Raw genomic sequence first — 21,211 nt, 5'->3', positions numbered from 1 at the left:
GGCGGCGTGGCCGAGCCCGGCAGGGGCGGCGGCGTGGCCGAGCCCGGCAGGGGCGGCGGCGTGGCGACCGATCCGGGCAGCGGCGGAGGAGTGCCGGGCAGCGACGGCAGCGTGGCGGCCGACCCGGGCAGGGGCGGCGGCTGCACCCCTCCGAACGGGGACGCGGGCGGCGCGTCGGGGACGCCGTACGCGGGGGCCGGGGGAGCGTCCGCGGCCTGGAACGAACCGGGCTGCAACGGGCTGGGCTGGTACGGGCCACCGGGCTGGAACGGGCCACCAGGCTGGAACGGCGACGGCGACGGGAACGGCTGCGGGCGCGGCGGCGGCTCCGGCTGGGGGAGCGGCTGGGGCTCCGGACGCGGGAACGGTCCGGGCGTCGGCTCCGGGTGCGGGGTCGGCTCCGGCTGGGGGAAGGGCTCGGGCTCGGGCGCCGGCGGGTACGGGTGCGGGATCGGCTCCGGCGCCGGCGACGGCGGGAACGGGGTGGGCTCCGGCGTCGGAATCGGCTCCGGGCCCGGGAACGGCGACGGGGCCGGACCCGGGATGGCCGGATCGGCGGGCTCGTCCTCGTCGGGTTCCGGCTCCGGCTCACGGCCCGGCTCGGCCGGCGGCGCCGAGTCAGCCGGGAGGGCCGCCGCGGCCCACGGGTCAGCAGAGGGCGCCGGCCCGGACGGCGAGCCGGCGCCGGCGGACGGTGCGGCCCACGGAGCGGCGGGCGAGGCCGGGTCGGCGGCGGACGGCGCGGCCCACGGATCGGCAGAGGACGGCGGCCCGGACGGCGAGCCGACGCCGGCGGATGGTGCGGCCCACGGCGCGGCGGGTGAGCCCGGGTCGGCGGCGGGCGGGGTGGTGCCGACGGCCGACGGGTCGGTGCCACCCGCGCGGTACACCGTCGGGGTGGCCGTCGCGGCGCGGGCGGCCTGGGCCGCCTCCTCGGCGCTGACCGTGTGCAGGCCGGGGACCGAGGCGCTGGCCCGGGCGGCCGCGGCGCCCGCGCCGGCCCCGGCGATGAAGCCGGCGGCGATGCCGGCCCTCGACTGGGCGCCCGGCAACGACGCGTCCGGGCCGGCCGGCGGCTCAGCGCCGGCGGCCGGGGCGAGCGGGTCGGAGGCTGCGGCGAGCGGGTCAGAGGCCGGGACGAACGGGTCAGAGGCCGGCGGCAGACCGGAGGAGCGGGCCGCGAGGGGCTCGGGGGCCACCGGCGGCGGGTACGTGCCCGGGAACGCCGGCGGCTCGGCGGCCGCGGGCTCCGGGGTCGCGGGCTGGGCCGGCCGGCCCTGCGCCGCGAACGGGTGGCGGATCGCCGGGGGCTCGGGCGCCGACGGCTCGGGGAGCGGGTACGCGGCCGGGGCGGGCACCACCGGCGGCTCGTCGGTGGCCGACGGTTCCGGGGTGGGCAGCGGGTAGGCGGCCGGGGCCGGGACCTCCGGAGCCTCGAAGGCCGAGGGCTCGGGCAGCGGGTACGCGGCCGGAGCCGGCACGGCGGGGGGCTCCGACAGCGGGTACGCGGCCGGAGCCGGCACGGCCGGGGGCTCGGGCAGCGGGTACGCGGCCGGGGGCTCGGCGGACGACTCCGGGGCGGCCGACGGGGTGGCCTGGGCCGTCCACGGCAGGGCGAACGCGTCCCAGGAGGACTCGGCCTGCGGGCGCGGGGCGCGCACGCGGCTCGGCAGCGGCGTGGGCTCGTCGCCCGGCGACGTGCTCGAGGCGGCGGGGTCGCCCGAATCGGGTGAGCCGCCCGGGGTGTCGGCGGCGTCCGCGGAGTAGACGCCGGCGCGGTAGGTGCCGGCCCCGTGGCGTGCCTCTGGGAAGGAATCCTGCGGGGCACTGATGCCGGCAACCGTCGCGCGGCCCACGATCGGGGTCAGCGGGGTGCTGGAGGGGGAGTCGGAGTCCAGGTCCGCGGCCGGGGCGAAGCCGCTGACGGGCGCGGGTCCGAACGGGTCGGCCAGACCACCCGAATTTTCGTCCTCGCCGCGCGGGGCCGGCGGGGAGACCGGGGGCGGGGTCGGGTCGGTGGGGGGCGGGCCGTACACGTCCGCGGCCGGCGCCAGGCTCGGCAGCTGGAAGGCCGGGGCGTCGTCGACCGACGCGGAGATCACGGCCTCGTCCGGGTCCGCGGTCGAATCAGGCGATGAGCCCCACAACGAGCCCGAGGACGAGCCCGACGACGAGGGGGCCCCGGGCTGGGCGCCGGCGAAGGGCTCCGGGGTCGGGACCGTGAACGGCGAGGGCGCGTCGGCGGCAGGTTCGGACGAAACGGGCGAGGAAGAGACAGGCGCGGAGGAAACCGGCGCGGGGGAGACGGGCGCCGAGGAGACCGGTGCGGGGGCAGGGGGCGGCGCGGCAGGACCCGGGTCGGAGAAGGCGGCCATCAGGGCCGCGACCTCCGGGTCGTCCTCCTCGCCGGAGCCCCCGGCCGACTCGAACGGGTTGGCGCCGGGCCACAGGGCGCCGTCGACCGGCGTCGGCGGCGGCTCGTAGGCCCGGTCCGGGAGCTCATCGTCGCCCGGCTCCGGCGGGAGCTCGGCGCCGACCGGCGGCGGTGGCGGCAGCGGCGGCAGGTCGGCGGCGTCCCCCGGTTCGGCCGAGGCCTCAGCGGACCACCCGGCCGGGGAGCCGGCCGCCGGAGCAGCCGGGGAAGGAGCAGCCGGAGAAGGAGCAGCCGGAGAAGCGGAAGAAGACGAGGAGCCGGGCTGCACCGCCTCGCCGTAGGCGCCGTACCGGGGTTCCCGTTCGTCCATCGTTCGCCTCCAGAACCGGGTGCCCTCGCGGGCATCGTCGCGCGACCGGCGGGCCCCCGCTCCGTCGGTCAACGGGTCCACGGTGCCACATCAAGTCACGCAACGCTGGATCGGAGTGCGTCGGGTTTTGGATCTGGAACCGCGAGAAAGAGCCGTCTGGCCGTCGGCCACCGAGCCGGGGGTCGGCGCCCGAAAAACGTCAGTTGCCGGAGGCGCTCACCGAGGTCTGGGCCTTGGCGCTCGTGCTGGCAACGGCGGAGTGTTCGGCGGCCGCGGAGGTCGACGTCTGGGCCGGCGGCGGGTCGCTCGGCTCCTTCGACGGCGGCTTGGACTCGCCGGTGGACGGCTGGCTCGACGGCGTGGTCGGGTCCGGCGAAGGCGTCGTCGGGTCCGGTGAAGGCGTGGTCGGGTCCGGCGAAGGCGTCCCGCTGCTGGTCGCGGTCGGCGTGGGCGTGGCGCTGCCCGACGGGGACGCGGAGCCGGTGGGCGACGCGGAGCCCGTGGGGGACGCCGAGGTGGAGCCGCCACCCGTCGGCGGGGTGGTGTGCGTCGTTCCGGGGGCCGGCACGGCGTCGAAAATCCGGGTGGCGCCGAACAGGCGCGACCAGCGGACCTCGGCGATCTTGACCTTCTGGCCGCTCGTCGGGGCGTTGACCATCTTGCCGCCGCCGATGTAGATGCCCATGTGGTAGATCGAGCGCCAGTCGTTCATGTTGGTGGCGAAGTACACAAGGTCGCCGGGGAGCAGCTGGTCGCCCGGGCTCTTCTTGCTCGGCTGGATCGCGTGCGTGCCGTGGTACATGTCGGCGGCCACGCGCGGCACGCGCACCCCGACCTGGCCGTAGGCCCAGTAGGCCAGGCCCGAGCAGTCGAACGTGTCCGGGCCCTCGTCGCCCCAGACGTACCAGGCGATGCCGACCTTGCTGAGGGCGAAGTTGAGCGCCCGGATGGCGTTGGGGTTGGCCACCATGCCGTCGATGACCGGGCTGTCGACCAGGCCGGGGGACAGCGCCTGCTCGGCGCGGTCCTGCTGGGCCTCGAGCTGCAGCACCAGGGCCTCGTTCTCGGCCCGCATCTGGACGTACTTCGTGTTCTGGGCCTGGAAGTCGGTGTCGATCGGCGTGTACGTCGTCTGGGCCGACTCGGCGGCGGACTGGGCGGCCTGCAGCTCCTGGCGCGCGGCCGACTCCGTCTGCTGGGCGAAGAGCAGGTCGCGGGCGGCCTGCTGGTCGCCGCCCTGGCTGCCCAGGCCCGGCGCGAGCAGCCCGAACTGGTGCAGGTCGTTGGCGTAGCTGTCGAGCGGGCCCAGGCCGGTGGCGCGCTTGTAGGCCTCGGCGGCGGCCGAGTCGGCCTTCTCCTTGAGGTCGGCGACCTTCTGGCTCGCGGCGGCGAGCTTGGCCTGGGCGTCGGTCAGCGAGTTCTGCGCGGCGCTGAGGTCTTCGGAGGCCCGGTTGCGTTTCTCCCCCAGCTGGGCCACGACCAGCTCGAGCTGGGCCAGCTCGGCGGCCTTCGGCCCGCTCAGGGCGCCCGTGGTGGTGGCCGGCGGAGCGGCGGTGGCCCCGGTGCCAGGCAGCGTCAGTTGGCCGGAGGCGACCGGGCGGGAGCCGGTGTCGGGCACGTCGCCGGTCGGGTCGGCGTAGGCCGGCCGCGCGATCAGCGTGCACAGCATCGTGCAGACGACGGCAGCGGTCATCACCGGGCCGCGGCGCAGCCGCATCCCCGAGAACGCGCGCGTCCGGACAACCTGCTGCTCAGCCCGCTCCTGCCGTGGCGGTGACTCCGGGATATCGCCCGGAAAAGCCGCCCTCAGCACCAGCCCGCTCATCGCCACCGTCCCCAGTCGGTCAGCCATGCCAATGGTCGATCGTGGTCGATCGATCAGTCGGTCTGCCGCCCGACCGTGTTCCTGCCCACTTTTTCTTACCGCACGAATGCAACATGCGTCGAGGGGTGATCAATGTCAGCTTCGTCGAAGGTGGGTGAATGCGAGACGAACGGGGCGGCCGACGTACGCTGGCGGACGTGGATGAAGGGTTGAAGCGCGAACTCGAGGCCAAGGTCACCGCCGGGGAGCGGCTCAGCAGAGAGGACGGGATCGCCCTCTACGAGAGCGACGACCTCGTCTGGCTCGGGCGCCTGGCCCACCAGGTGCGGACCGAGAAGAACGGCGACCGGGTGATGTTCAACGTCAACCGGCACCTCAACCTGACCAACGTCTGCTCGGCCAGTTGCGCGTACTGCTCGTTCCAGCGCAAACCGGGCGAGAAGGACGCGTACACGATGCGCATCCACGAGGCCGTCGCCAAGGCCAAGGAGATGGAGGGCGAGCAGCTCACCGAGCTGCACATCGTCAACGGCCTTCACCCGACGCTGCCGTGGAAGTACTACCCGAAGGTCCTGCGCGAGCTGAAGGGCGCCCTGCCCGGGGTCAACCTCAAGGCGTTCACCGCGACCGAGATCCAATGGTTCGAGAAGATCTCCGGCCTGCCCGCCGACGAGATCCTCGACGAGCTCATGGACGCCGGCCTGGAGTCGCTGACCGGCGGCGGCGCGGAGATCTTCGACTGGGAGGTCCGCCAGCACATCGTCGACCACGCCACCCACTGGGAGGACTGGTCGCGCATCCACCGGCTGGCCCACACCAAGGGCCTGCGCACGCCGTCGACCATGCTCTACGGGCACATCGAGGAGCCCCGCCACCGCGTCGACCACGTGCTGCGGCTGCGCGAGCTGCAGGACGAGACCGGCGGCTTCAGCGTCTTCATCCCGCTGCGCTACCAGCACGACTTCGTCGACTCGGCGGACGGCAAGATCCGCAACCGGCTGCAGGCCCGCACCAAGATGGCCTCGCCGGCCGAGAGCCTCAAGACCTTCGCGGTCTCCCGGCTGCTCTTCGACAACGTCCCGCACGTCAAGTGCTTCTGGGTCATGCACGGCCTGTCGGTGGCCCAGCTGTCGCTGAACTTCGGCGTGGACGACCTGGACGGCTCGGTGGTCGAGTACAAGATCACGCACGACGCCGACAGCTACGGCACGCCCAACACCATGCACCGCGAGGACCTGCTCAACCTCATCTGGGACGCGGGCTTCCAGCCGGTCGAGCGCAACACGAAGTACGAGATCGTGCGCGAGTACGACAAGCCGACCCCCCAGGCGCAGCGCCGCGCCGAGCCGCAGCAGGTCTGGGCCTGACGTTACCCTGGGTACATCATGTCGCCGTTTCTGAAATACTCGCTGGCCCGGCTCGGGCTGTTCGGCCTCGTCGCCTGCGTGATGCTGGTCGTGCCGCTCGACATCAGCGTGTTCCTCAAGCTGATGATCGCCCTGCTGATCACCGCGCCGCTGGCCTACTTCCTCCTGGCCGGCCTGCGCGCGCAGGCGGCCGAGCACGTCGTGGGGATCTCCCAGCAGCGCTCCGATAAGCGCGAACGGCTGCGCGCCGCCCTCAATGGGGATGATGATGGGGGTGAAAGCGCCACCAAATCGGACTAAAGCCACTTAATCCTTGGATGGTGCTCGCCACAGTCCAAGGGGGCTTGTTCATGGGTCGCAGGATCCTTCCGATGCTGGCGCTGACGGTCGTGGGAGCGGTGACGCTCGTCTCGGCCACCTCGGCAGGCGCAAGTCCGACCAGTCCGATTTATGCGCAAAAATCGGCATCATACGTCGTCGTCGGCGTCCTGGACCAGGGCGACAGCGTGAGGATCGGCCGTACCGGCGCGGCAATCGACAGCGTCGAGGACGGCCGCGCCAACATCACGGCCACGCCGGCGGAGGCCCGCAAGATCGAGCGCCTCGGCTACCGGGTCACCAGGGTGCGGACCGAGGGCTTCCCGCTCGCCGACTCCGCGTACCACGACTACGCGGAGATGAACGCCGAGCTGGACAAGGTGGTCAAGGCCCACCCGGCGATCGTGCGCAAGCTCAGCCTCGGCAAGTCGTACGAGGGCCGGGACATGCCGCTGATCAAGATCTCGGACAACGTGGCCGTCGACGAGGACGAGCCCGAGATCCTGTACGGCGCCCACCAGCACGCCCGCGAGCACATCACCGTCGAGATGGCGCTGTACCTGGTGCACCTGTTCGCCGACAACTACGGCAAGGACGCCCGGATCACCCGCCTGGTCAACAGCCGCGAGATCTGGATCGTGCCGGACCTGAACCCCGACGGCGGCGAGTTCGACATCGCCGGCGGGCACTACCACAACTGGCGCAAGAACCGGCAGCCGCTCGGGCAGGGCTACTACGGCGTCGACCTCAACCGCAACTGGGGCTACAAGTTCGGCTGCTGCCAGGGCTCCTCGTCGAACGTGGCCTCGGAGATCTACCACGGGCCGTCGGCGTTCTGGGCGCCCGAGACGCAGCGGCTGCGCGACTTCGTGCTGAGCCGGCGCATCGGCGGCAAGCAGCAGATCACGGCCGCCATCGACTTCCACTCGTACTCCGAGCTCGTCCTCTGGCCGTTCGGGTACACCCAGGACGCGACCGCTCCCGGCCTGAACGCCGACCAGCAGCGGACGTTCGCGGCCCTGGGCGCGCTCATGGCCAAGAGCAACGGCTACACGCCGGAGCAGTCCAGCAGTCTGTACATCACCGACGGCTCCGTCATCGACTGGCTCTGGGCCACGCAGGGCATCTGGGCCTTCACCATCGAGATGTACCCGACCTCGCCCGAGAACGGCGGCTTCTACCCGCCGGGGAGCGTGCTGGCCGCCCAGACCGCGCGCAACAAGGAGGCGAGCCTGCTGCTGGCCGAGTACGGCGAGTGCACCTTCCGCGTGATCGGCAAGCAGGAGCAGTACTGCTAAAGCATCCAGTCCTCGGTGAACTCGATCACCGCGAAGTGGCCTCCGGCCGGGTCCGCCACCCGCGCGTAGTACCCGGCCGAGGCCGCCTGCGGGCGCCGGGCCACGGTGCCGCCCAGCTCCACCACCCGCTCGCAGGCGGCGGCGCAGTCCTCCACCATGAAGCAGACCGTCCAGTGGTCGGGCACGCCCGGCGGGAAACGGTGGTCGATCGGCACCAGGCCGCCGACGGTGTCGTTGAGGTGGTGCAGCTCGAAGTACGGCTCGCCCTCGCTGTCGGCCTCGACCGTGTGCCAGCCGAAGACCTCCTTGTAGAAGGCGCCGGTCGCCTCGAGGTCGTGCGTGGCCAGCTCGTACCAGCAGATGGCCCCCGGCTCGAAGGAGACCTGGGCGCCGCCGAACCGGCTGCGCAGCCAGGTGCCGAAGAGCGCGCCGCCGGAGTCGGAGAAGGTCGCGGCGGTACCGAGGTCGCGCACGCTGGCCGGCGGCACCCGCACGGCGCCGCCGCAGCGCTCGACCTCCGCCGCGGTGCCGGCCGGGTCGTCGGTGGAGATCGAGATCAGCCAGGCCGCAGACCGGTCCGGGCGCCCGGCCCGAAGACCCGCGGCGGCCCGCCCGTTCAGCGTGAAGTGCCCGTCGGCGTTGCGCGCCCAGCCGAACAACCCGGTGTAGAACTCGGCCGCCGCCTCGACATCCGGGCTGACAAGCTCCGCCCAGCACGGCGTCCCAGGCGCGTAACCCCGAACTCGCATGTCGGAGATCCTGACATCCGCTCGCGCGTCAGGACAATCCGTCCAGTGGAGCGGGAAGCGGACGCGAATGCAGCACGTCCAGCCGGGAGACGGCGCGGGTCAGCACGACGAACAGCCGGTTGAGCCCGCGCGGCTCGGCCGCCACGATGTCGGCCGGCTCCACCACGATGACGTGGTCGTACTCCAGGCCCTTGGCCAGCCCGGCCGGCAGCACGGTGACCCTGGCGGCGCCGTCCGTGTCCTCCGGCCCGGCGAGCGCGATCCCCGCCCCCCGCAGCGCCTCGGTCAGCCCGTCCACGGCCGCGTCGGCCGCGATGACGCCGACCGAGCCCGGCTGGCCCAGCGCCTCGCGGGCCGCGTCGACGACGGCCTTGTCGATCTCGGCGACGGTACTGAGGGTCAGCGCGCCGTCCGTGCGCAGCGAGCGCGCCGCGGGCACGTCCACGCCCAGGGCCGGCAGCAGCCGGTTGGCCAGCGCCACCACCGCGGCGGGCACCCGGAAGCCGGTGGTCAGCGGCACGACCCGGGCCCCGGGCTTGCCCAGGTGCGACAGCAGCGTGCCCCAGTCGCGGGCGGCCCACGGCGCGGTGCCCTGCGCGAGGTCGCCGAGCAGCGTGATCGACCCGTGCTCGCTGCGCCGGGCCAGCACCCGCGCCTGCATCGGGGAGAGGTCCTGCGCCTCGTCGACCACGACGTGTCCGAACGACGGCACCCGGTCGATGAGCCCGGCCGCCTCGTCGATCAGCACCGCGTCGGCCGCGCTCCACTTCGCCGACTTGGCCGACTTCGGCGGCTTGGCCCAGCGCAGCGCCTCCCGCTCGGCCTCGTCCAGCAGCTCGTCGTCCGGGTCGGGATCGCTCAGTGCCTCGAAGACCAGCTGCTCCGGCGTGCAGGCCGGCCAGACGTGGTCGAGCACCTCGACGACCGGCGCCGACTTGCCCATCCGCCGCTGCCAGCCCTCGCTCGGCGAGTCCCCGCGCCGCGCCTCCGACTGGCGCATGAGCAGCGAGACGATCCGCGCCCGCACCCGCTCCCGCCCGATCGCGTACGGCGGGGCCTCCCGCCGCACGTCGTCGACGACCCGCCGCAGCGCGTCGACCGAGATCCGCCACCGGTACGACCCGTCGGCCACGGTGAGCGGCTCCTCGGGCCTCTGGATCTTGCTGAGCAGGCGCTTTCGCAGTACCAGTGCCATCTTCTCGTGGTTTTTCACCGCGGCCGCCGCGTCGGCGTCGACCCCCTTGACGGGCGTGCCCAGCAGCCCGTCGATCGTCGACTGCCGCACCTCGAGCTCCCCGAGGGTGGGAAGGACACTGGCGATGTACTGCAGGAATGCGCTGTTCGGCCCGACGATGAGCACCCCGGCCCGGCGCAGCCGCTCGCGGTGCAGGTAGAGCAGGTACGCGGCCCGGTGCAGCCCGACCGCCGTCTTCCCGGTCCCGGGCGCCCCCTGTACGCAGATGGATTCGTCCAGTTCGGCCCGTACGAGTGCGTCCTGTTCGGGTTGGATGGTGGCGACGATGTCGCGCATGGGCCCGACGCGGGGTCGTTCGATCTCGTCGAGCAGGATCTGGCTGGTGCCCTGTTCCTCGCCCCGGCCGAGGTGTTCGTCCTCGAAGCTGGTGAGCTCGCCCTTGACGAACCCGAACCGCCGGCGCACGTCCACGTCCTGCGGTTCGGCGGCGCTGGCCTGGTAGAACCGGCGCGACAGGGGCGCCCGCCAGTCGAGCACCATCGGTTCCCCGGCCGTGTCCGTGACGTGCCGCCGCCCGACGTGGTACTCGTGCTTCTCGATGTCGAGGCGCCCGAAGAACAGTGGCGTGTCGGGGTTGTCGGCGAGGTCGGCGATGCGCCGGGCGAGCGTTCGTCCGAGTGTCTCGGCGGCGAACGGGTCGCCGGCCACTTGGTCTCCGGTGGCGAAGAGGTCTTCGGCGCGTTCACGCATGCGGCGCAGCGCTATTCGTGATGCGTCGAGGTGGGCGCGCTCGGCGGCGAGCTCGGTTTCCAGTGCGGGCACGGTGATCCTCTTGGAGGTCCGGGTCGGCTCGCTCGCGTATCCGGGGGTTGTGCACCCGGCGCGTGGGGACGTCCGCTGCGGTGGCTACCTCACCGCGGCCGTCAAGCGGCCCACCAGCTTACGCGCTGCTGCGGGGTTGGCTCCACCGATTTACACGGTCGCCTGGTTGAACCGGTACTGCTCCCTTTCGGGGCGGCCGGCGTGGCACCCTTGTGGCAGGATCCGTCAGGGGGTGAGTCGCCGATGAGCGTGGCCGTGCTCGAGCATGTCGGTCCGTGGAGCGAGGACGAATACTTCGCACTCGGCGAGACCACGAATCGGATCGAGTTGTTCGACGGGAGTCTGCTGGTGAGCCCGGCACCGACCACGCGCCATCAGCACATTTCCAGGCGACTGGCCAACTTGATCGATACGCCGGCCGACGCGGCTGGTCTCTGGGTCTACGAAGCGGTGAACGTCCGCCTGGCGAGTGGACGGATATTCATTCCCGATCTCGTGGTGACGCCCATCGAGAACGTTACGATGATCGACGCACCGGATGTTGCGCTGGTAGGCGAGGTTGTCTCGCCTGGCAACGCGGGTGCCGACCGGCTGTTGAAGATGCAGCTCTACGCCGCTGCGCGGATCGAGTGGTACCTGCTTGTCGAGCCCGAGCAGCCGGACTCGGTGACGTTGCGGCTGCTGCGCCTTGACGGCCAGCACTACGTCGAGCATGCGGTCGCGAAGGACGGCGAGTCACTGACCGCCGACGGTCCGTTCGCGATCGAAATCGACACTCGCGCCCTGCTACGTCGCCGATAACGTGACGTTCCTGGGAGCCCCGGAAGTGCGTCAAATTCCGGGGTTGGGGTTCCCGGTCCCGGGCGCCCCCTGTACGCAGACCGACTCGTCGATCTCGGCCCGTACGAGTGCGTCCTGTTCGGGTTGGATGGTGGCGACGATGTCGCGCATGGGCCCGACGCGGGGTCGTTCGATCTCGTCGAGCAGGATCTGGCTGGTGCCCTGTTCCTCGCCCCGGCCGAGGTGTTCGTCCTCGAAGCTGGTGAGCTCGCCTTTGACGAACCCGAACCGCCGGCGCACGTCGACGTCCTGGGGGTCGGCGGCGCTGGCCTGGTAGAACCGGCGCGACAGGGGCGCCCGCCAGTCGAGCACCATCGGTTCCCCGGCCGTGTCCGTGACGTGCCGCCGCCCGACGTGGTACTCGTGCTTCTCGATGTCGAGGCGCCCGAAGAACAGTGGCGTGTCGGGGTTGTCGGCGAGGTCGGCGATGCGCCGGGCGAGCGTTCGTCCGAGTGTCTCGGCGGCGAACGGGTCGCCGGCCACTTGGTCTCCGGTGGCGAAGAGGTCTTCGGCGCGTTCACGCATGCGGCGCAGCGCTTCTCGTGATGCGTCGAGGTGGGCTCGTTCGGCGGCGAGCTCGGTTTCGAGTGCGGGCACGGTGATCCTCTTGGAGGTCCGGGTCGGCTCGCTCGCGTATCCGGGGGTTGTGCACCCGGCGCGTGGGGACGTCCGCTGCGGTGGCTACCTCACCGCGGCCGTCAAGCGGCCATTCACTCTACGCGGCGCGGCCGCCGGCCTCCACCGAATTTATGGACGCCCCCGCGTCGCCCGGAGGTTAAGGATATTATTAACCTGGAGGTGGTGTCGCGGTGGAGTGGGAGATCCTGATGACCGCGCAGGTCGAGGAGTTCCTCGACGCGATCTACAGCGTCGACAGGGACACACATCGCCTGGTCAATCAGGCCATCCTGGTGTTGGAGCGGAACGGGCCGAGCGAGGGCCGGCCGCTCGTCGACAGCATCACCGCCTCAGCGATCACCAACATGAAGGAGCTGCGGCCGCCTTCGACCGGACGGAGCGAGATCAGGATTCTGTTCGTCTTCGATCCGCGATCCGCGATCCTGCTCGTCGCCGGTGACAAGTCCGGTCAATGGAGCCGGTGGTATCGGGAGGCCATACCGGAAGCGGAGCAGCTCTACGCCACATACTTGAAGGAGCGAGAGGGGGAGATCGGGGATGAGCGGCGTTAAGCGGTGGCGGGATACCGATCACCTGGGGCGTGCGATCGAAACCGCAGGCGGCCCCGAGGCGTTCGACACTGCGGTCGGCGCGATGCGTGACGAGGCTCGGGGTTGGCGGCTGGCCGAGTTGCGGAAGCGGCGTGAGATGACGCAGGACCAGGTCGCATCCCGGATGGGTGTCTCGGTGGCCCGGGTGTCGCAGATCGAGGCCGGCAGCGTCTCCACGCAGGAGGTGCTCGCGCGGTACATCGAGGCGCTCGGCGGCACGCTCAAGCTGATCGCCGACTTCGGCGATGAGCAGCTCAAGGTCGCCTGACGAGAGCCCTGCGGTAGTGGGTCGAAGTGGGCTCGTTCGGCGGCGAGCTCGGTTTCGAGTGCGGGCACGGTGATCCTCGTGGAGGTCCGGGTCGGCTCGCTCGCGTATCCGGGGGTTGTGCACCCGGCGCGTGGGGACGTCCGCTGCGGTGGCTACCTCACCGCGGCCGTCAAGCGGCCATTCACTCTACGCGGCGCGGCCGCCGCTCCACCGAATCACGATTGCTCCCGCGCGCTTCCACGTCGGCGGCGAGGCGTTCGGGCTGGGTACGACGCCCGGCGGCGCCGACACGGTGATGCTGGCTCGGCCCGTCATCAGCTGACACGTGGCTGTTCGGGGGACCTCGGACATGGGCGTTCCTCGCTATGATGCCGATTCACATTCCGCGGGGGAGGCAATGTCGCATGTCCATGCCCGGTTCCGAAACTCCTGAGGGTCCTCCTGCTTCGCAGGCCGCTGCTGCCCCGGCGCCGGGTGACTACCCGGCCCTTCCCGGCGCCGACCTGCCGTCCGGCGACGGCTTCGCGGTCGGTGACGGTCCGGCGCCGGTGGACGCGACCCTGCTCGCCGGCGTTCCCGTGTCCGCCGGGGTGATGCTCGCGGACGGAGCCCCGCTGCAGGACGGCCTCGCACCGGCCCCACTCAAGCCCCGCCGCCGCCTCGGCGCGATCCTGGCCGCTGCCGGCGTCGCCGCCGCGGTGCTCGTGGCCGGCGGCGCGTTCGCCGTCGTCCGCTACTGGAACGGCCCGGTCGGCACCCTCCCCGAGGCGGTCATGCCGGCCTCGGTCGCCGCGTTCGCCCGCCTGGACCTGGCGCCCGGCATCGGACAGCGGGTCAAGTTCGACGCCCTGCTGCGCCGCGCGGGCGGCAGCGGCCCGAAGTCGGTCGACGAGACCAAGCGCCAGGCGTTCGGCGACCTCCGTGCCCCGATCTCCTACGACGACGTCGCCGCCTGGTTCGACGACCGGATCGGCATCGCCGTCTGGCCGGACGCCGCCGGCAAGCCCACGGTGCTCGCCGCCGTCGCCGCGAAGGACTCGGCGAAGGCGAAGAAGAGCCTCGCCGCCGTACAGCAGAAGCAAGGATCCGACCACTTCGGCTTCGCCATGCTCGACGGCTACGCGCTGCTCGCCTTCGCGAAGAAGGACTCTCAGCAGGCCGCCGACGCCGCCGCGAAGGCCCCGCACCTGTCGGCCGACCCGGCCTTCACGGCCGCCCTCGCCAAGCTCCCCGCCGACCAGCCCGGCCTCGCCTGGGCCGACCTGAGCCGCGCCGCCGCCCTGGAGTCCTCCGTCTCCGACCTGGTCTTCGCCGAGTCCCTCGGCGGCCCGGGCGCACCGTTCGGCGGGCCGGGCGAGCTCACGGCCACCCCGAGCGCCGCACCCATGCCCGAGATGTCCGGCACCCTGATCGCCGGCCTGCAGGCCACCGACGACGCGCTCGAACTGCGTGCCCGGTTCATCAACACCAAGAACGTCCCCTTCACCGGCACGGGCAACGGTGCCGACCTCATCGCCAACCTCGGCGCGCTCCCTTCCGACGCGCGGATGGTCGCCGCGGCCGACAGCCTCTCCGGCGACCTGTCCGCGTTCGGCGCCGAGGGCATGACCCTCACCGCGTTCCTGTTCCCCGAGGCCCTCATGGGCGCCGACGACCCGACCGCCTCCGACGAGTTCCCGTTCAAGCTTCCGCCGAACATCGACCCGAACGACGACGAGGCCGTCGAGAAGTACCTCAACGAGCACCCCGAGCTCTTCACCGACCTCCTCAAGGGCTCCATGGGCGACCCCGCCGCACTCAAGGGCGGCGAGTCCCTGGCCAAGGCCCTCCCCACCGCCAAGTCCTTCACGCTGACCGTCGCCGGTCCGGACAGCGACGACCACGGCTTCCCGGTCCAGCTGGACCTCCAGCTCCCCAGCGCGGCCGCCGCCACCCAGCTCAAGAACGACCTGGACACCGTGGTGACCACCGCCAAGGCCACCTGCACCGTCCAGGGCGACCACCTGGTCCTGCGCACAGCCAGGTACGCCGGCGCCCAGACCCCCCTCTCCTCCACCCCGCTCTTCAAGCAGACGATGCAGGGTGCCCTCCAGAACCCGACGGCCGCGATCTACGTGCCCGGCTCCGCCGACACGGCCCCGATCAAGTCCATGGGCCTGACCACGGCCCGCGACGGCCAGGACACCGTGCTCCTGGCCCGCATCCTCCTCTGACCCTCCCCCTAACTGGCCACACCGGATCCGAACAGGTGCCACCGCTCCGAGCGGAGCGGTGGCACTTCCGTCTCAGACCCGAGCCTCACCGCGGCGTCAAGCGGCCCACCACCGAATAATCGCCGAGGTTCCGGTCAGAGGCTTTCCGTGGACGTGGATGACGTCGTGCCGTGTACCCGTGAGGGTGACCTGGCCCTGCTGCGGGCGTACGAGCCGGTGATCCGGTACACGGCCGGCGAGCTGTTCCTGCCGACGGCCGTCGACGCCTACGTCGGCCAGGCCGGCCTGTGGCGCCGGCGCCCGGGTGAGCGGCGCGACGAATGCCTGGCCCGGCCCGGTGAGGTGACGCTGGAGCGGCTGGCCGCGGAGGGCAAGCGGTTCGCCGGGGACGGCCTGTACCTGCGCCTCGTCGACAGCCCGATGCACGGTGCCGAGTACCGGCGGTGGCGCCGCGAGGGGGCGCAGCCGTCGTTCCGGCCGAGTAGCCGCTTCGCGGCCGTCGGGCTGTTCGCGCGGCTCGTCGACGCCGGGCTCCGGCTGTCCCTTCTCCTGCGCGGGACGGTGCCCGGCGGCACCCGGGCGGCGGCACACCGCCTGTACGTCACGCGTATGCGGGCGAACGATCACCCCTACTACGCGAGAGTGTCCCGCGACGGCGGCTATGTCGCCTTACAGTACTGGTACTTCTACCCGATGAACGACTGGCGCTCGACGTTCAGCGGGCTCAACGACCACGAGGCCGACTGGGAGCAGGTGACGATCTTCCTCGGTGAGACGCTCGACGGCTCGCTGCGGCCGGCCTGGGTGGCGTTCTCGGCCCACGACGAGGTCGGCGACGACCTGCGCCGGCGCTGGGACGATCCGGACATCGAGTTCGTCGGCACGCATCCGGTGGTGTACGCGGGGGCCGGATCGCACGCCGGCGCCTACCTACCCGGCGAGTACGTGACGACCGTCCCCCTGGAGTGGCCGAACCGCCTCGCGGCCGGGTGGCGGCGGGTGGTCCGGACCCTGCTGCCCTGGGCCAGGAACACGCCGGAGACGACCGCCGGCATCCCGTTCATCGACTACCACCGCGGCGATGGCCCGGGCATCGGTGTGGGCGAGCACCGGGCCTGGCGTTCCGTGCTGGTCGACGACGATACTGCCTGGGTCCGCGACTACCGAGGCCTGTGGGGCCTGGACACGCGGGACCACTTCGGCGGCGAGCGGGCACCGGCCGGGCCCCGGTACGAGCGCGACGGGACGGTCCGGCCGGGCTGGGCGAACCCGGTGGCGTGGGCCGGCCTCGACGAGGAGTACCCGACCGCCGAGCACGGCGCCGTGCTGCGGGAGAGCCGCGCGACCTGGCTGGAGGGCCGCCTCGCCGAGATCGCCGCCGAGATCGACGTCCGCCGGCGGGCGTCGCGGGAGTTGCGGGCCAGTGACCGGGCCAGGACGGCCTACGCGAGCGGCGCCGGTGCGGACAAGGCCGGCCGCCGGGACAGGACCCGGGACGGCAGGGAGACCATCGCGCGGCTGCACGCCGAGCAGACCGGGCTCCGCGAGGAACTCGACGCGATCGTCCGCGCGAGAAGCCAGCCGCCCGTCGAGGCCCCGCACGCCCACCTGCGCCGCCGCGCTCTTCCGCTCACCGCCGACGCCCCACGCCAGCGGTTTCTGGCGATATGGTCGGCCGCCTCGGTGTCGGTCATGCTGGCCGGCGTCGCGCTCGTGGTGATCAGCCCACCCATCGGACTGCTCTGGTCGTTCGCCGGCCTGATGGCGCTCATGCTCGCGATCGAGGCGGCCGCCCGCGGCCGGCTGGTGCGGTTCGCGGCGACGATGGCCGCGGTCGGCGCCGCCGTGTTCGCCGTCCTGGGCGCCGTCGAGGTCGTGGTCCGCAACTGGCGGGCCGGCGCGGCTGCGGTGCTGATCCTCGCGGCATGTGTCCTGCTCGTCGGCAACCTGCGCGCGTGGCTGACGACCCGCTGAGGCAACGCGGTGACCGCGTAGGGGGCGGGGTCGCCGGCCTTGTGGGCCGGCGACCCCACCTTTAGGTGCTATCGCACGACGTTGTACGCGTTGATTTCACCCGCGCCGTAGAAGCCGTTGCGGTTGCCGCCCGAGCAGGTCGCCTCGTAGCCCTGCAGGCGAGGGACTGGGTTGTACACGCCGCTGGGGCAGGGCAGCGCGTCGGCGGTCCGCTCCAGGAAGGACGCGAGGGCGCCCGGCTGCATGTTGGGGTGGGCGGAGAGCGCCAGCGCGGCGACGCCGGCCGCGTGCGGCCCGGCCATCGACGTGCCCTGCTTGTAGCCCCAGCCGTTGGTCTTCGTCACGGTGTTGAAGGTGCTCGACAGGACACCGTCGGCCGACGTCGACGAGGCGCCGAGGGTCCGGAAGCGGGTGTCGCCACCGGGCGCCGCGACGTCCACGACCCCCTGGCCGTACGACGAGTAGTAGCTCTTCGCCCGGGTCGGGCCGACGGCCGACACGGTCACCACGCCGGGCGCCTCGGCCGGCAGGTCGAGGCAGGCACCGGTGATCGTGCGGTCCTCGACCGGGAAGCTGTTGTCGTCCGGGCTGCCGCTGTCGACGAACTTGTGCTGCAGGTCGACGTTGGAGTTACCCGCCGAGGCGACGTTGAGCACGCCCTTGTTCTGCGAGTACCGGATCGCGCGCTGCACGGCCATCCAGACCGGGCGCTGGCGCACGTCGTTACGGCAGTTGAACTCCCACGGGTCGATGTAGTAGCTGTTGTTGGTGACCCGCATGCCGTGGTCGGCGGCCCACAGGAAGCCGCACACCGCGGCCTCGGGGTAGATGAAGCCGTCGTCGTTGACCACCTTGACGGAGGCGACCTTCACGCCGGGGGCGACACCGGCGATGCCGACACCGTTGATGGCGCCCGCGATCGTGCCGGCGACGTGCGTGCCGTGGTCGGAGGTGGTCGGGTTCCAGGCGGCCTCGGACGTGTCGACCACGCCGCCGATGCAGGACGCGCTCTTGTCCTTCGCGATCTGCGTGGCGAGGTCGGGGTGCGTGCTGGAGATGCCGCTGTCGAGGACCCCGACGACCACGTTCGGGCTGCCGATGGTCACCTTGTGCGCCTGCGGAACGCTGATCTGGGCCATGTCCCACTGCAGGCCCGCCAGCGGCTCGCTGGTCGCGTCGCCGGCGGCCTCCAGCACGGCCGGGTCGGTGACCTCCACGGTGGCGCCGTCGTCGAGCGCGCTGCCGAGGCCCGCCGTGGACGCGACGGCGTCCACGCCCGCGCCCGCGACCGCGGTCTGGAACGCCGGGTTGGTCGAGCGGACCACGAGCACGCCGATCTGGCTGTAGTTCGCGACGACCGTGCCACCGGCCGCGGCGACCCGGTTGGCCGCCTTGGCCGTCGACTGGCCGTTTGGTGCGAGCACGAGGTACGTGCTTTCCGGTCCGGCTGCCAGAGCCTGCGTCGGTAACGCTGCGGCGGCCAGGACGCCGGCACCGACCGCGGCGGCGGACGCCGCTGCCAGCACCTTGCGACGGGATAGTCTCACGCTGAACCCCTCCGTTTTCGGACTGTTCGATCGACGTCGCGCTGTAAACACAACGTTCGTGAACGAGCGCCGTCGGGCGGGTCAGCGTTACATCAGGGCCACCGAGTAGCGGTTATGTCGCGGTTGGTCATGGTTTCGGCGAGGCTGCCGAGCGCACCGAAGCCGCGGGCCGGGATCAGCCCAGGAGGTGGCGCAGCTCCGGGAGGAGCTCGATGACCAGGAAGGCGCCGCCCGTGGGGTCGATGACGTGGGCGGCGTGGCCGATGCCGGCGTCGACCGGGCCGGCCAGGACCTGACCGCCCAGCTCGCGGGTGCGCGCGATGAACGCCGCGCAGTCCTCGATCGAGAAGATCGTGCGCCAGTGCTGCGGGGTGCCCGGCGGGTACTGCTCGCCCATCGGGCTGATGCCGCCGACGACCCGGTTGGAGGCGATCCACTCGTGGTAGTGGGCGTCGACGTCGGCGGTGCCGTCCTGCTCGATCCAGCCGAAGATCTTGCCGTAGAAGGCAGCGGTCGCGGCCACGTCCCAGGTGACCGTCTCGCTCCAGCAGATGGCGCCGGGCTCGTTGGCCACCTGGGCGCCGGCGAAGCGGACCCGCTGCCAGACGCCGAAGACGCCGCCGGCCGGGTCGGCCAGCAGGGCGGCGCGCCCGCGCGGGAGGATGTCCGCCGAGGGCTGCAGGACCGTGCCGCCGTGCTCGGCGACCAGGGCGGCAGTCGCGTCGGCGTCCTCGGTGGCGATGTACGTCAGCCAGGCGGTGCGGTTGCCGCCCGAGTCGGCCAGGCCGGCGACGACCTGGTCGCGCAGGAGGAAGACGGTGGCGCCGTCCTCGGTGCGGGTGCTCGTCCAGCCGAAGACGTCGCAGTAGAACGCCTCGGCGGCGGCCGGGTCGCCGCTGCTCAGCACCGACCAGCACGGGGTGGCGGGGGCATACCCTCGTACTCGCACCTGGCGATCCTCTCTGCGGCGGGGAGCCAAAGAGTACGCGACGCCGGGGTTTTCTTGATCGTCTGAAGGGTCACAGATCGCGATCGGCTCAGTGCTGGGTCAGCAGCTGTTTCGTCACGTCCCGGCAGGTCTTCACGCCGTAGTCCTTGCCCAGCGAGCTCGGGTAGTGCGCCATGATCCCGATGCTCCAGCCGTCGCCGAGCGCCATGCAGGCGATGTGCCACTGGCCGTCGTCGCGGGCCAGCCAGCCGTTCTTGATCGCCGTGGTCTTCTGCACGTCCGCCGGCAGCACCTCGATCGGCCCGAACCGGCCCGGGCCGCGCACGTTGCGCATCTCGTTGAGCAGCCATCCGGTCCACTTCGGCCCAGCCGCGCGGCCGTCGCCGATGCACTTGGCCAGCCGGGCGACGTCCCGGGCCGACATCTGGGTCAGGCTCCAGGAGTTCTGCGTCCCCTTCGTCTCGGTGAGGCCGCAGGTGGTGATCATGCGCTTGATGGAGGTGAGATTGCCGTTCTCCACGTGGTACTTGAACGTGTTCTCGGTCTCCGAGTCGCGGATCATCCGGGTCAGCTCCGCCAGGGCCGTGCTGCTGGGCTGCTTGTTCATGTCGCCCTGCCGGCGCAGCCAGTCCGCCGCCACCCAGGCCTTGGCCATCGACGCCGTGTCGCTCGTGGTGTACGGCTGGGAGCCGTACAACTGGTCGGCCTTCAGATCGTAGTAGGCCCACGACCAGTACCCCTTGACGTTCATGGTGACCGTCTGGGTGGGCGTGAACAGCGGTCCGGCCACGGTCGGGCTCGGGCTCGTCGCCGCCGTCTCGCTCGCGACGTCCGACGGCACGTGGGAGGCGTTGACCGAGACCGGAGTGTTCTCCGCGTGCTTCTCGCACCCGGCCACGAGCAGCAGGACGACCGCGAGCACAGCGAGGGGGCGTCGCATTCCAAGAGGGTATCCGCTGTGACAATGGCCGCCCCGCCCGTGTGGCCGCCGCTCGTTGGGGCAACATGGGCGATGTGCCTGCACTGCAGCGGCCCCGCGTCGGCCACATCCAGTTCCTGAACTGCCTGCCTATCTACTGGGGCCTGATGCGGTCGGGCGCGCTGATCGACGTCGATCTGCACAAGGACTCCCCGGAGCGCCTCAACACGGCCCTCGTCGCCGGTGACCTCGACATCGGGCCGATCTCCCTGGTCGAGTACCTCCGCAACGCCGAGGACCTGCTGCTCCTGCCCGACCTCGCGGTCGGCAGCGACGGCCCGGTCCTGTCGGTGAACCTGGTCTCCACCGGCCCGCTGGAGTCGCTGGACGGCCGCCGGGTGGCGCTCGGCGCGACCTCGCGCACTGGCGTGCTCCTGGCCCAGATGTACCTCGAGTCGCGCGTCGGCGTGCGCCCGCAGTACTTCAACAGCCCGCCCGACCTGGCCCGCATGCTCGACGAGGCCGACGCCGCCGTCATCATCGGCGACGTGGCCCTCCGGGCGATGCACGACGCCCCGCAGCACGGCTGGCAGGTCACCGACCTGGGCCTGGCCTGGCGCGAGTGGACCGGCCTGCCGATGGTCTTCGCCGCCTGGGCCGTGCGCCGCGACTTCGCCGCCGCCCACCCGGGCCTGGTCAAGGACGTCCACGAGGCCTTCCTCCGCTCGCGCGAGCTGTGCCTGACCGAGCTCGACGAGGTGGCCGCGGCGGCGGCCCGCTGGGAGACCCTCTCGGCCGAGACCCTGGCCACCTATTTCCGCGTGCTCGACTTCTCCCTGGGCGAGCGCCAGGTGGCGGGCGTGCGTGAGTTCGCGCGGCGAGCGGCCGAGCGCGGCACCGTCCCCCCGCTGCCCACCGGCGGCCCGGCCTTCTTCGAGGGCTGACCGGGGCGGT

Annotated in this window: 16 protein-coding genes and 2 pseudogenes; 10 read left to right on the top strand and 8 right to left on the bottom strand. The window is 72.1% G+C overall.

Annotated features, from left to right (window positions below; translation table 11 throughout):
* On the bottom strand, positions 1–1,856 hold a 1,856-nt coding region (locus ABD352_RS48720; RefSeq protein WP_344619464.1), incomplete at its 3' end, for a hypothetical protein.
* On the opposite strand from ABD352_RS48720, the gene ABD352_RS48715 reads away from it, so the two are divergent.
* Complete coding sequence (locus ABD352_RS48715) at positions 1,831–2,484, top strand: hypothetical protein (protein ID WP_344619463.1); 654 nt, start codon at positions 1,831–1,833, stop codon at positions 2,482–2,484. The two genes, ABD352_RS48720 and ABD352_RS48715, sit on opposite strands and share 26 nt — an antisense overlap.
* A gap of 459 nt (positions 2,485–2,943) precedes the next feature.
* Here the strand turns inward: ABD352_RS48715 and ABD352_RS48710 are convergent, their stop codons facing one another.
* Positions 2,944–4,596 (bottom strand): NlpC/P60 family protein, encoded by a 1,653-nt coding sequence (locus ABD352_RS48710; protein WP_344619462.1) that lies wholly within the window; start codon positions 4,594–4,596, stop codon positions 2,944–2,946.
* Positions 4,597–4,766: 170 nt separating this feature from the next.
* Between ABD352_RS48710 and mqnE the strand changes: the two genes are divergently transcribed.
* The 3 genes and pseudogenes from mqnE to ABD352_RS48695 form a co-directional block, all read left to right on the top strand.
* Positions 4,767–5,936, top strand: coding sequence for an aminofutalosine synthase MqnE (mqnE, locus tag ABD352_RS48705; protein ID WP_344619461.1), 1,170 nt, complete (start codon positions 4,767–4,769; stop codon positions 5,934–5,936).
* An 18-nt stretch (positions 5,937–5,954) separates the two neighbouring features.
* A complete protein-coding gene (locus ABD352_RS48700) occupies positions 5,955–6,236 on the top strand; it encodes a DUF4229 domain-containing protein (RefSeq protein WP_344619460.1) in 282 nt (93 codons plus the stop codon).
* 50 nt (positions 6,237–6,286) lie between these two features.
* Positions 6,287–7,549: pseudogene (locus tag ABD352_RS48695) on the top strand (M14 family metallopeptidase); the annotation flags it as partial.
* Here ABD352_RS48695 and ABD352_RS48690 read toward each other — a convergent pair.
* Both ABD352_RS48690 and ABD352_RS48685 read right to left on the bottom strand, forming a co-directional pair.
* Positions 7,549–8,301, bottom strand: coding sequence for a VOC family protein (locus ABD352_RS48690; RefSeq protein ID WP_344619459.1), 753 nt, complete (start codon positions 8,299–8,301; stop codon positions 7,549–7,551). The pseudogene ABD352_RS48695 and the gene ABD352_RS48690 sit on opposite strands and share 1 nt — an antisense overlap.
* Before the next feature lie 28 nt (positions 8,302–8,329).
* On the bottom strand, positions 8,330–10,324 hold the full coding sequence (locus ABD352_RS48685; protein ID WP_344619473.1) for a HelD family protein: 1,995 nt from the start codon (positions 10,322–10,324) through the stop codon (positions 8,330–8,332).
* Positions 10,325–10,561: 237 nt separating this feature from the next.
* Between ABD352_RS48685 and ABD352_RS48680 the strand changes: the two genes are divergently transcribed.
* The gene (locus ABD352_RS48680) at positions 10,562–11,119 is read left to right on the top strand and encodes a Uma2 family endonuclease (RefSeq protein ID WP_344619458.1); all 558 of its coding nucleotides are present in this window, start codon (positions 10,562–10,564) and stop codon (positions 11,117–11,119) included.
* A 33-nt stretch (positions 11,120–11,152) separates the two neighbouring features.
* Here the strand turns inward: ABD352_RS48680 and ABD352_RS48675 are convergent.
* Positions 11,153–11,761, bottom strand: a pseudogene (locus ABD352_RS48675) (AAA family ATPase); the annotation flags it as partial.
* A 206-nt stretch (positions 11,762–11,967) separates the two neighbouring features.
* On the opposite strand from ABD352_RS48675, the gene ABD352_RS48670 reads away from it, so the two are divergent.
* The 4 genes from ABD352_RS48670 (at position 11,968) to ABD352_RS48655 (ending at position 16,842) form a co-directional block, all read left to right on the top strand.
* Positions 11,968–12,348, top strand: coding sequence for a type II toxin-antitoxin system RelE/ParE family toxin (locus ABD352_RS48670; RefSeq protein WP_425553950.1), 381 nt, complete (start codon positions 11,968–11,970; stop codon positions 12,346–12,348).
* Between the two features lie 82 nt (positions 12,349–12,430).
* Positions 12,431–12,655, top strand: a complete 225-nt coding sequence (locus ABD352_RS48665) for a helix-turn-helix domain-containing protein (RefSeq protein ID WP_344619457.1) — start codon at positions 12,431–12,433, stop codon at positions 12,653–12,655.
* 404 nt (positions 12,656–13,059) lie between these two features.
* Positions 13,060–14,868, top strand: a complete 1,809-nt coding sequence (locus tag ABD352_RS48660; RefSeq protein WP_344619456.1) for a hypothetical protein — start codon at positions 13,060–13,062, stop codon at positions 14,866–14,868.
* A gap of 165 nt (positions 14,869–15,033) precedes the next feature.
* Entirely contained in the window at positions 15,034–16,842 is a 1,809-nt protein-coding gene (locus tag ABD352_RS48655; RefSeq protein WP_344619455.1) for a hypothetical protein, read from the top strand.
* Between the two features lie 68 nt (positions 16,843–16,910).
* On the opposite strand, the gene ABD352_RS48650 is transcribed toward ABD352_RS48655, so the two are convergent.
* The 3 genes from ABD352_RS48650 to ABD352_RS48640 form a co-directional block, all read right to left on the bottom strand.
* Positions 16,911–18,389: a S8 family peptidase gene (locus tag ABD352_RS48650; RefSeq protein ID WP_344619454.1), complete on the bottom strand. Its 1,479-nt coding sequence runs from the start codon at positions 18,387–18,389 to the stop codon at positions 16,911–16,913.
* 175 nt (positions 18,390–18,564) lie between these two features.
* A complete protein-coding gene (locus ABD352_RS48645) occupies positions 18,565–19,338 on the bottom strand; it encodes a VOC family protein (RefSeq protein ID WP_344619453.1) in 774 nt (257 codons plus the stop codon).
* Between the two features lie 88 nt (positions 19,339–19,426).
* A complete protein-coding gene (locus ABD352_RS48640) occupies positions 19,427–20,278 on the bottom strand; it encodes a serine hydrolase (RefSeq protein WP_344619452.1) in 852 nt (283 codons plus the stop codon).
* A gap of 74 nt (positions 20,279–20,352) precedes the next feature.
* On the opposite strand from ABD352_RS48640, the gene ABD352_RS48635 reads away from it, so the two are divergent.
* On the top strand, positions 20,353–21,201 hold the full coding sequence (locus ABD352_RS48635) for a menaquinone biosynthetic enzyme MqnA/MqnD family protein (RefSeq protein ID WP_344619451.1): 849 nt from the start codon (positions 20,353–20,355) through the stop codon (positions 21,199–21,201).
* Positions 21,202–21,211: the final 10 nt, after the last annotated feature.

The organism is Dactylosporangium salmoneum, assembly GCF_039532525.1.
Classification (GTDB): Bacteria; Actinomycetota; Actinomycetes; order Mycobacteriales; family Micromonosporaceae; genus Dactylosporangium; species Dactylosporangium salmoneum.
The sequence above is the reverse complement of the archived record's forward strand: the minus strand, read 5'-3'. Positions and strand labels throughout refer to the sequence as shown.